Raw genomic sequence first — 14,716 nt, 5'->3', positions numbered from 1 at the left:
CACCCATCAGGCGAGCGCCACGCGCATTCCGTAAGAAATTTCGACACGCCATGACGCGCCGTTCGTCGGCATTTTTCGGCGATTCAACGCTTTATCATATTTTCAACGTTGTCAGTCCGTGCCGGTCGGGTATAGTGGCCGCGGGGGTAATCTCGGTATGCGTCACGCCAGGAACGCGGCCGGCAGGGAAAGCGGCACATGGGGAGATTGACGAATCCAATACGGCGCCGCCGCGGGCTGATGGGGGTCGATATCAGCGCCACGCGGGTCAAGCTGCTCGAGCTGGATCGCACCGGCGACGAGTTCCGGGTATTGGCCTATGCCAGCGAGGCGATGCCTGAAGGGGCGATCCGCAACTTCCAGATCCTCGACGCCGAAGCCGTCGCACGCGCGACCCTGCGTGCCCTCGAGCGCAGCGGCAGCCGGACGCGCGATGCGGCGATCGCGGTGTCCGGGCCATCGGTGATCAGCAAGACCATTCTGATGCCGGCCAGCATCGACGACGCCGAGATGGAACAACAGATCCACTTCGACGCGGAGCACCATATCCCGCACCCCATCGAAGAGGTGAATCTGGATTTCCAGGTGCTCGAGCCCGATCCGGATAACGCCCAGTTCAACCGTGTGCTGCTGGTCGCCTGCCGGCGCGACAATATCGAGATGCGCACCGCCGCGATCGAGATGGCTCACATGCGGGTGCAGCTCGTGGATGTCGAGGAATACGCGCTGCAGAATGCCTGCACGCTGCTGTTGCGCCGGATCGCGGGTGTGTCGGATGCCGACAGCGTGGCCGTGTTCGACATCGGGCCCGATACCACACGCCTGACCATCCAGCACCAAGGCCTTAGCCTGTACGCTCGCGAAATCGGTTTTGGCGGGGCCGCGCTCGACGCCGCCCTGATGGAACGCTACGAAACGCCGGACTTCGATGCCCTGCGAGCCCAGCTGCGTACCGGCCGGATCAACGCACCGGATATCGCCGAGAACGTGCGTGAATTCGCCGAACAGCTGGCGGTGCACATCGACCGCACGCTGACCTTCTACCAGTCCGCCTCCAGCGGGGGCGACGAACCGATTGATCACGTCGTTCTGGTCGGCGCGCCCACGCTCTACCCCGGCCTGCACGACGCGCTGGTGCAATTGTTGCCCTGGCCCGTGAGCCTGGGCAATCCGCTCGACGGCATGCTGGCGAGCGCGGCGGCGCGCCGCAATCACGTCGATACCGACGCCCCGAGCCTGATGGTCGCTGCCGGGCTGGCTCTGCGAGGTGCCGTATGAGCCATCCGCAGACCCTGGCTGTACGCATCAATCTGCTGGACTGGCGGGCCGAGCAGCGCGAATACAAGCGCAAGCGCTTCATCGCGCAGCTCGTGGGCGCCGCCGTGGCCACCGTCATCGTGGTCGGGATATTGCCGGTGCTCTACTACGACCATCTGATCGATGCGCAGCAGGCGCGCGACCACTATCTGCAGCAACAGATCGCGACCGCCGACAAGCAGCTCGCCGAGATCCGCGAACTGAAAAAGACCCGCGAGGACCTGATCAACCGCATGCAGGTGATCGGCGAGTTGCAGCGCTCGCGCTCGGCCATCGTCCACTACTTCGATCAACTGACCGCGACCATTCCCGATGGCGTCTATCTGACCGGGCTGGACGAGAAGGGCGCGACCACCACGCTCGACGGCGTGGCCGAATCCAACGCGCGCGTGTCGGAGTACATGACCAACCTGGACAATTCGCCCTGGTTCACCAATCCCCGGCTGATCGTGATCAAGCGCGATGACAGCCACGGCAAGCGCCGGGCGGATTTCACGCTCAAGGTCGATAGCACCTCGCCCGATCAGACGCAGAACGCCACGTCGGGCGACGCCGCCGGCAGCGGGCATGCCTCATGAGGCCGCTTCGCGAATACATCGACGAGCTGCGCAGCCTCGACCAGAACAATATCGGCAGCTGGCCGACCTGGGCCTATGGCCTGGCAATCTCCGCGGTCTCGCTCGTGATCATGCTGATCGCGGCCTGGTACTTCGTGCTGCCCAAGCGCGATGCGCTGGCCGATGCCCGGCACCAGGAACGCCAGCTCAAGGAATCGTTCCGTGTCAAGCAGGCGATGGTGGCCAACCTCGGGGCCTATCGTGATCAGCTGGCCACCATGCAGACCGAGTTCGGCAATCTGCTGGCCCAGCTGCCAAGCAAGACCGAGGTACCAAGCCTGCTGCGCGACGTCTCACAGACCCGCTCGGCCAACGGCCTCGACGAGGAATTGTTCAAGCCCGAACCCGAAGTGACCAAGGATTTCTACGCCGTACTGCCGAACGACCTGATCGTCACCGGCGACTTCCACCATTTCGCCACGTTCGTCTCCGATGTCGCCGCGCTGCCGCGTATCGTGACCATCAGCAACGTGCACATCCGGCCGGTCGGCAAGAGCAGCGGACAGGCCGCGCAGAGTGAGCAGGGCAAGGGCCCGCTGCGCATGAGCCTGACCGCCAGCACTTATCGCTATCTCGGCGACACTACCGGCACGCAGGCTCACGGCAAAGACGGGAAGGGCAAGTCGTGACGGGGTTTCGATCCATGCATCGCGCCGCACGCTGGGCCGGGGTCATCGGCCTGTGCGCCGTGCTGGGCGCCTGTGGATCGAACACGGACGACCTGGCCAGCTTCGTTGCCCGCATCAAGGCGCGACCGGCGCCGCCGGTCAAGCCCATGCCGAAAATAGCCAGCTACAAGCCCTACACCTATAAACCGGCAGGTCGCCGGTCACCGTTCGCCGCGCCGAACAACCACGCGCCCGCCAACAATAATGGCGTGCGCCCGAATCTCGACCGGCCGCTTGATCCGCTCGAACAGTTCCCACTGGATGCCCTGCGCATGGTGGGCACCATCACCAGCAACGGCGTGACCTACGCCCTGATCGCCGCCCCCGACCAAGTGGTGCATCGTGTCGCCCCCGGCGACCACATGGGACGCCACTACGGCCGGGTCGACACGATCAGTCCGGCGGGCGTCACGCTCACCGAGATCGTGCCCGACGGCAACGGCGGCTACACCAAGCAAGGCGCGACGCTCGCGCCGCCGCAGCAATGAATCCTGGGGATTTCGACCAGCCATGAAGCCAATGACCCACCGATCCCGCCCCCTGCCAGTGCTCGCCCTGCTGCTCGCCCTGCTGGTCGCCGCGTGCCTGGCGCTGCTGGCGCCCGTCGGCGCCATGGCCGCCCCCGCAGCCGGGTCGCTCGCGCTGCAATCGATCAGTACCGCGGCCGGCAGCGGCGATCAGGTCAGCCTTCGCTTCAAGCTGTCCGGGCCGGCGCCGGCGCCGTCAGTGTTCACGGTCGAGAATCCGGCGCGTCTATCCATCGACCTGCCCCATACCACACTCGCGCTCGACAAACGCTATCAGCGCATCGCCGAGGGCCCGGTCCAGGCGGTCACCGCCGCGGCCGCCGATGGCAAGACCCGCGTGGTGGTCGAACTCACGCAGATGGTCAACTATCACATCCAGCGCCAGGGCGACGAGCTGATCGTCCACCTCGGCGGCCCGGCGCAGGCACCGGCCGCGCAGACCGCCTCGCCCGGTGCCTCGGGCGCCGAGCATGGTACCGGCTCGCCTTCGGGGCCGGCCTCGGCGATCAAGAACATCGACTTCCGGCGCGGCGATCAGGGCGCCGGCCGTATCGAGATCACGCTCAACGGCACCAACGCACCGGTCGACATCACGCGAAAGGACGGCAAGATCGTGGCACGTCTGCGCGGTATCCAGCTGCCCGCACATCTGGCCAGGCGCCTCGACGTCACCGATTTCGCCACGCCCGTTCGCACGGTCGACGCCATGTCGCGCTCCGGCAACACGCGCATCGTCATCACCCCGGCCAAGGGCGCGCAATTCCAGCGGCTGGCCTATCAGACCGGCAATCATCTCTACATCGAACTGCAGCCGCTCACCAACGCCCAGAAGAAACAGCGCGAGCAGACCCACCCACAGTACAACGGCAAAAAGATCTCGCTGTCGTTCCAGAACATCAAAATCCGCTCGGTGCTGCAGATCATTGCCGACGTGGCCAACGTGAACATGGTGGTCTCGGATAGCGTATCCGGCACCATTGCCCTGCAGCTCGACGACGTCCCCTGGGATCAGGCACTGGATATCATTCTCAATGCCAAGGGCCTGGGCATGACGCGCAATAACAATGTGATCACGGTCGCGCCGCTGACCGAGATCGCCAATCGCGAAAAAGCCAAGGCCGCCGCCCGCGAGGCGACCAACAACCTCGCCCCGCTGCATTCCGAGATCATCCAGATCAACTACGCCCGCGCCTCGGACATCGCCAACATCCTGAAATCCGATACCGCGGCGCCGCACGCCACGGGGTCTTCGGGCGGCGGCAACGCCGCACCGTCGGCTAACGCCAGCGGTTCGGGCAACAACCAGTCCCTGCTTTCGCCGCGCGGCCATGTCACGGTCGACGATCGCACCAACAGTCTGCTGGTCACCGATACACGCGAAAAACTCGACCAGATCCGCAGCCTGATCGATCGCCTCGACATCCCCGTGCGCCAGGTGCTGATCGAATCACGCATCGTGATCGCCAACCGCGATTTCACCCGCAGCCTGGGTATTTCCCAGACCGGCGTCAACAACTCCAAGCTCAATAACGCACTGAGTGCCCAGAGTTCTGGCTCGTTGAGCAGTGCCTACGGTGCCAATAACGGCGGCTATTCGGTCAGTCTGCCGGCAACCAGTGCCACGAGCCTCCTCTCGGCCAGCATCATCTCCGATACTTTCAGCCTCAATCTGCAGCTGTCGGCCATGGAGTCGGAGGATAACGGCGAGATCATCTCCTCACCGCGCATCATCACCGCCGACGGCCAGGAAGCGAACATCGAACAGGGCCAGGAAATCCCTTATCAGTCCGGCACCGTGGGCAGCAACCAGGGCACCAGCGTCCAGTTCAAGAAAGCGGTGCTCAGCCTCGATGTCACGCCCAAGATCACGCCGAACAAGAAAGTCATCATGAACCTGAAGGTCACCCAGGATTCGGTCGGCAAATACGTCCCGACCTCCCAGGGCGGCTCGGTGCCGTCGATCGACACCCGAAGCCTCACCACCCAGGTCCTGGTTGATAACGGCGATACCGTGGTGCTCGGCGGCATTTTCGAACAGACGAATCGCGACACCACGGGCGATGTCCCGTTCGTGAGCAAGGTCCCGCTGCTGGGCGCCCTGTTCAAGAACCATTCGCGTCAGCGCAACAAGCAGGAACTGCTCGTGTTCGTTACACCGAAGATACTGCAGAACAATCTGACGGCGGACAGCCACTGAGCCCGGCCACGCCCGGGTCGCCGGTGGCCGGGCCGCCGGCGCAGGCATGCAAGCGACCGATTCGGCATTGCGACCACCGCCGACCGCGACGAACACATCGGATCGTTGTGCGCCTGCCACGGATCGAGAATCATTTCGGCCGCACCCGCAACCGCGCCTGGCGCAAGGGTGCCGAATAGTGGCGAAGACTTGGCCGAAAATGGCACACTCACTGTCGGCGCTGTCGCGAGCGTGCCGCGTCCCGCCGGTCCGAACGACGACGGCACGACCGAAATTGATATAACCTATCCAAAAAGCGTCTTCGGTTGGGTTAAAGTACGCTTGCGTGCCACGGCCTCCGTGCAGGGCAGCGACACGACACGGAACGCTTTTTATTGTGCCGGCTGCCGCAGCAGACGTCAGCACCAGCTCCGACGATCCTCCGGGCCAGGACAGCCCGTTCGGCATGGACGGCGTATGCGCGACGACCTACGATCCGAACACGGGTTAAGGCCCGTGGTCGTGGCTTTCGTATTCAACTACTTGTAACGAGTACATGGCAGTAAACCCGAACATCTATCTGGTCGGCCCCATGGGGGCCGGCAAAACCACGGTGGGCCGGCGTATCGCCGAGCTCAAGGGCATGACGTTCGTCGACTCCGATCAGGAAGTCGAAAAGCGCACCGGCGTGGACATCTCCTTCATCTTCGACATGGAAGGTGAAGAAGGTTTCCGCAAGCGCGAACGTGACATGATCGCGGAATTGTCGGAACAGCCCAACACCGTCATGGCCACGGGCGGCGGCGCCGTGCTTGACCCGAGCACGCGCGATCTATTGTCCGCCCGCGGCGTCGTGGTCTATCTCGAGACCTCGCTGGAGCAACAGCTTGCGCGCACGCGCAAGTCCAACAGCCGGCCCCTGCTGGCGGGCAGCGAGGATATGGAAGCCACGCTCACCCAGCTCATGGAAGTTCGCGACCCGCTGTATCGCTCGATCGCGGACGTCGTGGTCACCACCGGCGATCAACAGGCGCGCAAGCTCGCCCGCGAAATCGTCGAGCAGCTGGAAGCCATCGGCACGGCCTGATGAGGCAGCCGGAAACCGGCAGCGCGTGGATCTATGCCGGATTCTGGATCCGCGTATGGGCGTCGATCATCGATAGCGCGCTGCTGCTGCTTCTGGTCTTCCCTCTGCTGTCGCTGATTCCCGGAGCCGCGCGCGCAAGCCGCGCGGCCCCGCAGCTGTTCACCGCTTCCGGACGCATCAACTTCGACGCGCTCGCCCTGGCACCGCCCGGGCCGCTGCATGTGGTTCTGTACTGGCTATTGCCGGCGGTCGTCGTCGTCATCTTCTGGCTGACCCGCGAGGCCACGCCCGGCAAGATGGCGATCGGCGCCCGCGTGGTCGATGCCGACACCGGTGAGCGCCTGCGCCCCGGGCAATCGATCCGGCGCTATCTGGGCTACTACGTCTCCACCCTGCCGTTCGGCCTCGGCCTGATCTGGGTGGGCATTGATTCGCGCAAACAGGGCTGGCACGACAAAATCGCCGGCAGCGTGGTCGTGCGTCGGCGGCGCACGGTCGAGCCCGTTCGATTCGAAGCCGCCGATGACGCCTCGAACCCCCAGACCGGATGGAACAATGAGTGATACCCCTGCCGCGAGCACCCTGCGCGTCGAACTCGATAGCCGTGCCTACGACATCCTCATCGGCCCCGGGCTGATCGGCCGGGCCGCCGCCTACGACGGGGCGATCCGCGGGCCGCGGGTGCTCATCGTGACCAACGACACGATCGCGCGCCATTACCGCGAACCGGTCGAGGCCGCATTGCGTGACGCCGGGCACGCGGTCGATACGCTGATTCTACCCGACGGCGAAGCCCATAAATCGATGGCCACGCTCGACACGATTGCCGAGCACCTGCTGGCCCACGGCTACGGGCGCGACGCGACCGTCGTCGCCCTCGGCGGCGGCGTCATCGGCGATCTGGCCGGATTCGCCGCCGCGATCTACCAGCGCGGCATCGATTTCGTCCAGGTGCCGACCACGCTACTGGCCCAGGTCGATTCCTCGGTCGGTGGCAAGACCGGCGTGAATCATCGCCTGGGCAAGAACATGATTGGCGCCTTCCACCAACCGAAGCGCGTGCTGGCCGACATCGACGTGCTCGCCACTCTGCCCGCCCGAGAATTCGCCGCCGGCATGGCCGAGGTCATCAAGTACGGCCTGATCCGCGACGCCGGCTTCTTCGACTGGCTGGAGGCGAACATGGCCGGCATCAACGCGCGCGAGCCGGCGCTGATCACCGAGATCATCCGTCGCTCCTGCGCCAACAAGGCGGAGGTGGTGGTAGCCGACGAGCGCGAAGCCGGCCAGCGCGCCCTGCTCAATCTCGGCCATACCTATGGTCACGCGCTCGAGACCGAACTCGGTTACGGCGCCTGGCTGCATGGCGAGGCCGTGGCCGCGGGCATGTGCATGGCGGCCGACACGTCGCGGCGGCTCGGCTGGCTGAGCGCAGCGCAGGTCGCGCGCATCGAAACGGTGATCGCCGCCGCCGGCCTGCCGACTACCCCGCCGCGCGAGACCTCGGCCGGGCGCATTCTCGACCTGATGCAGCGCGACAAGAAAGTCACCGCCGGCGCGCTGCGCCTGGTGCTGCTGACCGATATCGGACAGGCTGTGATTTACGAAAACTATGGTGCGGCGCTGGACGATACACTGCACCATTATCTGGCCGCCTGAGGTCTTGACAGCGTTCGGCGATTGATTGTCGCCCGCTGGCCTTTTATATTGAATTCAGCGGTTCCACCGCTCGCGCGCCAGAAGACTGGCGCCGCCCGTTGCTGCCGAAACCGCGCTCCCCCGTTGCGTAACCCGCCTGGCGGGCCGCGGCCTGCGCTGCGACGACTTCCAGGTCCGGCCGGTCCGGCGCAATTGCGCCCGGCTTTCCGGGCTGTAGCCCATCCGAGGGAATGGACTATGCACAAACTTGAAGGCGGACTCTATTCACCGGAGTTCGAAAAAGACGCCTGCGGCTTCGGCCTGATCGCCCATATGGACGACAAGCCCAGCCATTGGCTGGTCGATACCGCGATCGGCGCGCTGGAGCGCCTGACCCATCGTGGGGCGGTCGCGGCCGACGGCAAGACCGGCGACGGCTGTGGGCTGCTGATCAAGAAGCCCGATTCGTTTCTGCGCACCGTCGCCGACGAAGCCGGCATCGAACTCGGCGAACACTATGCCAGCGGCATTGTGTTCCTGAGCCTGGACGAGGACACCGCCGGCGCCGCCAGGGCCGAGCTGGAAAAACAGCTGGAAGCGGCCGGCCTGATGGTCGCCGGCTGGCGTGAGGTGCCGATCGATGCCGAATCGGCCTGTGGCGCCGAGGCGCTGGAAACCCTGCCCCGCTTCGAGCAGATCTTCGTCAATGCGCCCGCGGACATGGACCGCGACGTGTTCGAGACCCGGCTGATCATCGCCCGCCGGCGCACCGAGAACGCCCTGCCCGATGACGATACGTTCTACGTGCCGTCGCTCTCGGCCCGCGTGTTCTCGTTCAAGGGCATGGTGATGCCGAGCTATCTCACCGTGTTCTACCAGGACCTGGCCGACGAACGGCTGGAGACCTCGCTGTGCGTGTTCCACCAGCGTTTTTCGACCAACACGCTGCCACAGTGGCGTCTGGCGCAGCCGTTCCGGTATCTCGCCCACAACGGCGAGATCAACACCATCACCGGCAATCGCAACTGGTCCACCGCCAGGGCCTCCAAATTCGCCTCCAAGGACCTGCCGGATCTGGAATCCATCCTGCCGCTGGTGTCCATGGACGGCTCGGATTCCTGCAGCCTCGACAACATGCTCGAGATCCTGCTCGCCGGCGGCATGGACATTTTCTATGCCATGCGCCTGCTGATGCCGCCGGCCTGGCAGAACGTCGACTATATGTCGGCCGACATGCGTGCCTTCTACGAATACAACTCCATGCACATGGAGCCCTGGGACGGCCCGGCGGGCATCGTGCTCACCGACGGCCGCTATGCCGCCTGCGCCATGGACCGCAATGGCCTGCGCCCGGCGCGCTACGTGATTACCAAGGATCGCCACATCACGCTGGCCTCCGAGATCGGCGTGTGGGACTACAAGCCCGAGGACGTGGTCACCAAGGGCCGGCTCAAGCCCGGCGACATGCTGGCGATCGATACCGATAACGGCGAGCTGCTCAACCCGCGCGACATCGATGCGCGCCTTGCCGGCCGCGCGCCGTACAAGCAGTGGCTGAAAAAGCATTCCCGTATCCTCGAGTCGCGCCTGACCGATACGCGCGACGAAGCCTGGATGGAGCGCCCACGCCTCAAATCGCTGGAAAAACTGTTCCATGTGACCTTCGAAGAGCGCGATCAGGTATTGCGCCCGCTGGCCGAGGCCGGCCAGGAAGCCACCGGCTCGATGGGCGACGACACACCGTTCCCGGTGCTGTCCCGTGTGGACCGCGTGGTCTTCGATTATTTCCGCCAGCAGTTCGCCCAGGTCACCAATCCGCCGATCGATCCGCTGCGCGAGCGTATCGTGATGAGTCTGGAGACCTGCTTCGGCCGCGAACTGAATGTCTTCGACGAATCCGAGGCCCGCGCCAAGCGGCTGGTGGTCGATTCGCCGGTGCTGTCCACCGGCAAGTTCCGGCGCCTGCTGTCGGTCGAGGATGAAGACTATGCGAACGTCACGCTGGATCTGACCTATCCGGCCAACGACGATCTGCGCGAGGCGATCGAGGCGCTGTGCGATCGCGTGGTCGACGAGGTCCGCGGCGGCAAGACCATCATCGTGCTCACCGATCGCAACGTCGAACAAGGGCAGCTGCCGATCCAGGCGCTGCTGGCCACCGGCGCGGTGCATCACCGCCTGACCCGCGAGAACCTGCGCTGCGACGCCAACCTCGTCGTGGATACGGCCACGGCACGCGATGCCCATCATTTCGCCTGCCTGATCGGCTACGGCGCAACCGCGATCCATCCGTATCTGGCCTACGAATGCCTGAACGATCTGGTACAGGTCGGCCAGATCCACGATCGCGACGCCGACGAACTGTGCGCCTCGTATCGCAAGGGCATCAATAAAGGCCTGTACAAGATCATGTCCAAGATGGGCATCTCCACGGTCACCAGCTACCGCGGTGCCCAGCTGTTCGAGATCGTGGGCCTGGCCGACGAGGTCGTGGATCTGTGCTTTTCGGGTACGGTTTCGCGTATCGGCGGGGCAAGCTTCGCGCATCTGCAGGCCGATGCCGCGCATCTGGCCGAGCACGCCTGGAACACGCGTATCGCGATCGACCAGGGCGGCATCCTCAAGTTCGTCTACGGCCAGGAATACCACTGCTACAACCCGGACGTGATCGCCACGCTGCACGAAGCCGTGTCGTCCGGCGAGTACGCCAAGTACCAGGAATACGCCCGCGTGGTGCAGGGCCGGCCGGTCGCCGTGCTGCGCGATCTGCTCGGCCTGCGCGATGACCTGGCGCCAATCGACATCGACGAAGTCGAGTCGATCGAGGACATCACGCCACGCTTCGATTCCGCCGGCATGAGTCTGGGCGCCCTGTCGCCCGAGGCGCACGAGTCGCTGGCCCAGGGCATGAACCGCATGGGCGGGCGCTCGAACTCCGGCGAAGGTGGCGAGGATTCGGCCCGCTTCGGCACCGACAAGATGTCCAAGATCAAGCAGGTGGCCTCCGGCCGGTTCGGCGTCACGCCGCATTACCTGGTCAACGCCGAAGTGCTGCAGATCAAGATCGCCCAGGGCGCCAAGCCCGGCGAAGGCGGCCAGCTGCCCGGCCACAAGGTCAACGAGATGATCGCCCGGCTGCGTTATTCGCGGCCCGGCGTGGCGTTGATCAGCCCGCCGCCACACCACGACATCTACTCGATCGAGGACCTGGCCCAGCTGATCTTCGACCTCAAGCAGGTCAATCCGAAGGCGCTGGTCTCGGTCAAGCTGGTGGCCGGACCCGGCGTGGGCACGATCGCGGCCGGCGTGGCCAAGGCCTACGCCGACCTGATCACCATCTCCGGCTATGACGGCGGCACGGGCGCCTCGCCGCTGACGTCCGTGCGCTATGCCGGCACGCCGTGGGAACTGGGCCTGTCGGAAACCCACCAGACCCTGCGCGCCAACGACCTGCGCGAGAAGGTCCGGGTGCAGACCGACGGCGGTCTCAAGACCGGGCTGGACGTGATCAAGGCGGCGATCCTGGGGGCCGAATCCTTCGGCTTCGGCACCGGCCCGATGGTGGCCCTCGGCTGCAAGTACCTGCGCGTGTGTCATCTGAACAACTGCGCGACGGGTGTTGCCACGCAGAATGAGACACTGCGCGAGCGCTATTTCATCGGCATCCCGGAAATGGTGCAGAACTTCTTCCGCTTCATCGCCCAGGACACCCGCGAGATCATGGCCTCGATCGGCGTGAAAAGGCTGGAGGATCTGATCGGGCGTACCGATCTGCTGGAAATCCTGCCCGGCGAGACCTCCAAACAGGCCGGCCTGAACCTGAAACCGCTGCTGTCCAAGGGCGGGCTGGCCGACGACAAGCCAATGTACTGTGTCTCGCCGCACAACGAACCCTTCGACAAGGGCGAGTTGGCCGAGCGCATGGTCGCGGACACGCTGGACGCGATCGAGAACAAGTCGGGCGGCCGGTTCGAATATGACGTGCGCAACAGCGATCGCTCCATCGGCGCGCGGGTGTCGGGCGAGATCGCGTCCCGCCACGGCAATCTCGGCATGGAGGATGCGCCCATCACGCTGGCGCTCACCGGTACCGCCGGCCAGAGCTTCGGTGTGTGGAACGCCGGCGGGCTGCATCTGCAGCTCACCGGCGACGCCAACGACTATGTCGCCAAGGGCATGGCCGGCGGCCGCATCATCATCCGTCCGCCGGAAAATTCCGATTTCGTGGCGCGCGAGGCGGCAATCATCGGCAATACCTGCCTGTACGGTGCCACCGGCGGCACGCTGTATGCGGCCGGCCAGGCCGGCGAGCGCTTCGGCGTGCGCAACTCGGGGGCCACCGCGGTGGTCGAGGGCGTGGGCGATCACGGCTGCGAATACATGACCGGCGGCTGCGTGGTCGTGCTCGGCGGCACCGGCGTCAACTTCGGCGCCGGCATGACCGGCGGCGCGGCCTACGTGCTGGACGAAAAGCGCGAATTCGTCGACCGCTACAACCACGAGCTGATCGATATCCACCGCGTGGTATCCGAGAACATGGAGGCTCATCGCCACTATCTGTATCAGCTCATCGAGGCTTACGTGGACGCCACCGGCAGCGCCTGGGGCGCGGAAATCCTGGAGGACTTCCGCGACTACGTCGGCCAGTTCTGGCTGGTCAAGCCCAAGGCGGAAAGCGTGGAGACCATTCTCGACACGCTCACCCGCGCGGCCTAGTTCAGTCGGTCATGGGCCGCGGCCCGATCCCGCATCGCGACAAGAGACATCGATGGCAAAGAACAATCTTCAATTTCTCGACGTACCGCGTCAGGACCCGGCCAAGGTGGCCGTGCCCGTACGCATTCACGAATTCGCCGAGATCTACGGCCAGTTCGACAAGGAGACCGCCTCGCAGCAGGCCGGGCGCTGCATTTCCTGCGGCAACCCGTATTGCGAGTGGAAGTGCCCCGTGCACAACTACATCCCCAACTGGCTCAAGATGGTCAACGAGGGCAATCTGTTCGAGGCGGCCGAGCTGTCGCACGCCACCAACACCCTGCCCGAGATCTGCGGCCGTATCTGCCCGCAGGACCGCCTGTGTGAAGGCGCCTGCACGATGAACGACGGCATCGGCGCCATTACCATCGGCTCGGTCGAGAAATACATCACCGACGAGGCCTTCAAGCAGGGCTGGCGGCCGGACGTCTCCAACGTGGTCTGGACCGACAAGAAGGTCGCCGTGATCGGCGCCGGCCCGGCCGGCCTCGGTGCAGCGGATATTCTCGTGCGCGGCGGCGTCAAGGCCGTGGTGTTCGACAAGTACCCGCGCATCGGCGGCCTGCTCACCTTCGGCATTCCGCCGTTCAAGCTGGAAAAGGACGTCGTGGAAACCCGCCGCGAAGTCATGGAAGGCATGGGTGTGGAATTCCGGCTCGGCGTCGAAATCGGCCGCGACATCAGCATCGAACAATTGATGGAAGAATACGACGCCGTGTTCATGGGCATGGGCACCTACACCTACATGAAGGGCGGCTTCCCCGGCGAGGACCTGAAAGGTGTGTACGAGGCCCTGCCGTTCCTGGTCGGCAACATCAATCGCGAGATCGGCGTCAAGGGCGAGCATCCCTTCGTCGACATGAAAGGCCAGCGCGTGGTCGTGCTCGGCGGCGGCGACACCGCGATGGATTGCAATCGCACGTCCATTCGCCAGGGCGCCAAGGAAGTCATCTGTGCCTACCGGCGCGACGAAGAGAACATGCCCGGCTCCGCCCGCGAGGTGGAAAACGCCAAGGAAGAAGGCGTGCAGTTCCTGTTCAATCGCCAGCCGGTCGAAATCGTGGGCGACGCCCATGTCGAAGGCATCAAGATGGTCACGACTCAGCTCGGCGAACCGGACGAGCGCGGCCGACGCCGACCCGAGCCCGTGCCCGGCACCGAGGAAGTCATCGAGGCGGATCGTGTGGTCATCGCCTTCGGCTTCCGCCCCAACCCGCAGGACTGGTTCGACACCCACGAGATCGAATGCGATGACGGCGGCCGGGTGATCGCGCCCGAGCAGGGCCGCTTCAAGCACCAGACCACCAACCCGAAGATCTTCGCCGGTGGCGACATGGTGCGCGGCTCCGATCTAGTCGTCACCGCCGTGTTCGAGGGCCGCGAAGCGGCCAAGGGCATTCTGGATTATCTTGAGGTCTGACCGGAATACGCGATGACTGTAGCCCCCTTTTGGGCCAGAATCCGTACCCCCGTGGCGCCCGATCACTCTGCAGGCTCGGGCCGCCCGGCCCACAATGACTGCGCCGGGATATTATCGCGCATGTTTGCCGGAGTGGCGCTCGATGCCGGTGCTGCGCTGGTGTTGCCCGTCGTCAACACCCGGACCATGCCCTATCACTTGGTCAGAATCGGCGCTACCTCGGCACACCCACGCCATCGTGCGTATGGACCCGGCCGGCGGGCACACGACCGCCAAGCGCGAGATCCCGGGCAAGCTGTCGATGGGTTGCATCCTGCCGGCAACGCCGGAGCTGAATCCGGCCGAAAACGTGTGGCAGCATCTACGCTAGACGTACCCGAGCAACCGCGTCTTCCAAGCCACCGACGACATTATCGCGTGTGCGTGCCAAGCGTGGCAGGCCCTGTTGGTCGAGGCCGGGCGTATTAAACCCGATACCCGTCGTAACCGGGCCTGCAACGATCCATAGTTA

General features: G+C 64.9%; 11 protein-coding genes. All 11 read left to right on the top strand.

Annotated elements, in window-relative coordinates; genetic code table 11:
• The first annotated feature begins 198 nt into the window (after positions 1-198).
• Positions 199-1,278: a type IV pilus assembly protein PilM gene (gene pilM, locus ACS8Y6_RS06940; protein WP_440849998.1), complete on the top strand. Its 1,080-nt coding sequence runs from the start codon at positions 199-201 to the stop codon at positions 1,276-1,278.
• A complete protein-coding gene (locus ACS8Y6_RS06935) occupies positions 1,275-1,895 on the top strand; it encodes a PilN domain-containing protein (protein WP_440849997.1) in 621 nt (206 codons plus the stop codon). Before pilM ends, ACS8Y6_RS06935 begins: the two co-directional genes overlap by 4 nt.
• Complete coding sequence (locus ACS8Y6_RS06930; protein ID WP_440849996.1) at positions 1,892-2,563, top strand: type 4a pilus biogenesis protein PilO; 672 nt, start codon at positions 1,892-1,894, stop codon at positions 2,561-2,563. The genes ACS8Y6_RS06935 and ACS8Y6_RS06930 overlap by 4 nt, the downstream gene beginning before the upstream one ends.
• Positions 2,560-3,090 carry a pilus assembly protein PilP gene (locus ACS8Y6_RS06925; RefSeq protein ID WP_440855272.1) on the top strand — a complete coding sequence of 177 codons (531 nt, stop codon included), beginning with the start codon at positions 2,560-2,562 and terminating at the stop codon, positions 3,088-3,090. The genes ACS8Y6_RS06930 and ACS8Y6_RS06925 overlap by 4 nt, the downstream gene beginning before the upstream one ends.
• 31 nt (positions 3,091-3,121) lie before the next feature.
• The gene (gene pilQ, locus ACS8Y6_RS06920) at positions 3,122-5,326 is read left to right on the top strand and encodes a type IV pilus secretin PilQ (RefSeq protein WP_440855271.1); all 2,205 of its coding nucleotides are present in this window, start codon (positions 3,122-3,124) and stop codon (positions 5,324-5,326) included.
• 535 nt (positions 5,327-5,861) lie between these two features.
• On the top strand, positions 5,862-6,392 hold the full coding sequence (aroK, locus tag ACS8Y6_RS06915) for a shikimate kinase AroK (RefSeq protein WP_440849993.1): 531 nt from the start codon (positions 5,862-5,864) through the stop codon (positions 6,390-6,392).
• Positions 6,392-6,955, top strand: coding sequence for an RDD family protein (locus ACS8Y6_RS06910; protein WP_440855270.1), 564 nt, complete (start codon positions 6,392-6,394; stop codon positions 6,953-6,955). Before aroK ends, ACS8Y6_RS06910 begins: the two co-directional genes overlap by 1 nt.
• On the top strand, positions 6,948-8,051 hold the full coding sequence (aroB, locus tag ACS8Y6_RS06905) for a 3-dehydroquinate synthase (protein ID WP_440855269.1): 1,104 nt from the start codon (positions 6,948-6,950) through the stop codon (positions 8,049-8,051). The genes ACS8Y6_RS06910 and aroB overlap by 8 nt, the downstream gene beginning before the upstream one ends.
• A gap of 237 nt (positions 8,052-8,288) precedes the next feature.
• On the top strand, positions 8,289-12,746 hold the full coding sequence (gene gltB, locus ACS8Y6_RS06900; protein WP_440849990.1) for a glutamate synthase large subunit: 4,458 nt from the start codon (positions 8,289-8,291) through the stop codon (positions 12,744-12,746).
• Positions 12,747-12,798: 52 nt separating this feature from the next.
• The gene (locus tag ACS8Y6_RS06895; RefSeq protein WP_440855268.1) at positions 12,799-14,205 is read left to right on the top strand and encodes an FAD-dependent oxidoreductase; all 1,407 of its coding nucleotides are present in this window, start codon (positions 12,799-12,801) and stop codon (positions 14,203-14,205) included.
• Between the two features lie 238 nt (positions 14,206-14,443).
• Positions 14,444-14,575 carry a hypothetical protein gene (locus ACS8Y6_RS06890; protein WP_440855267.1) on the top strand — a complete coding sequence of 44 codons (132 nt, stop codon included), beginning with the start codon at positions 14,444-14,446 and terminating at the stop codon, positions 14,573-14,575.
• Positions 14,576-14,716: the final 141 nt, after the last annotated feature.

Origin of the sequence: Salinisphaera sp. RV14, from assembly GCF_052044135.1 — a bacterium.
GTDB lineage: Bacteria > Pseudomonadota > Gammaproteobacteria > Nevskiales > Salinisphaeraceae > Salinisphaera.
Note: the sequence above shows the minus strand (reverse complement) of the source record. Positions and strands in the feature narration are given on the sequence as shown.

Excerpts from the sequence above, each read along its gene's own strand:
- pilM (WP_440849998.1), top strand. The coding sequence starts at position 199 with ATGGGGAGATTGACGAATCCAATACGGCGCCGCCGCGGGCTGATGGGG.
- ACS8Y6_RS06935 (WP_440849997.1), top strand. The coding sequence starts at position 1,275 with ATGAGCCATCCGCAGACCCTGGCTGTACGCATCAATCTGCTGGACTGG.
- ACS8Y6_RS06930 (WP_440849996.1), top strand. The coding sequence starts at position 1,892 with ATGAGGCCGCTTCGCGAATACATCGACGAGCTGCGCAGCCTCGACCAG.
- pilQ (WP_440855271.1), top strand. The coding sequence starts at position 3,122 with ATGACCCACCGATCCCGCCCCCTGCCAGTGCTCGCCCTGCTGCTCGCC.
- aroK (WP_440849993.1), top strand. The coding sequence starts at position 5,862 with ATGGCAGTAAACCCGAACATCTATCTGGTCGGCCCCATGGGGGCCGGC.
- ACS8Y6_RS06910 (WP_440855270.1), top strand. The coding sequence starts at position 6,392 with ATGAGGCAGCCGGAAACCGGCAGCGCGTGGATCTATGCCGGATTCTGG.
- aroB (WP_440855269.1), top strand. The coding sequence starts at position 6,948 with ATGAGTGATACCCCTGCCGCGAGCACCCTGCGCGTCGAACTCGATAGC.
- gltB (WP_440849990.1), top strand. The coding sequence starts at position 8,289 with ATGCACAAACTTGAAGGCGGACTCTATTCACCGGAGTTCGAAAAAGAC.
- ACS8Y6_RS06895 (WP_440855268.1), top strand. The coding sequence starts at position 12,799 with ATGGCAAAGAACAATCTTCAATTTCTCGACGTACCGCGTCAGGACCCG.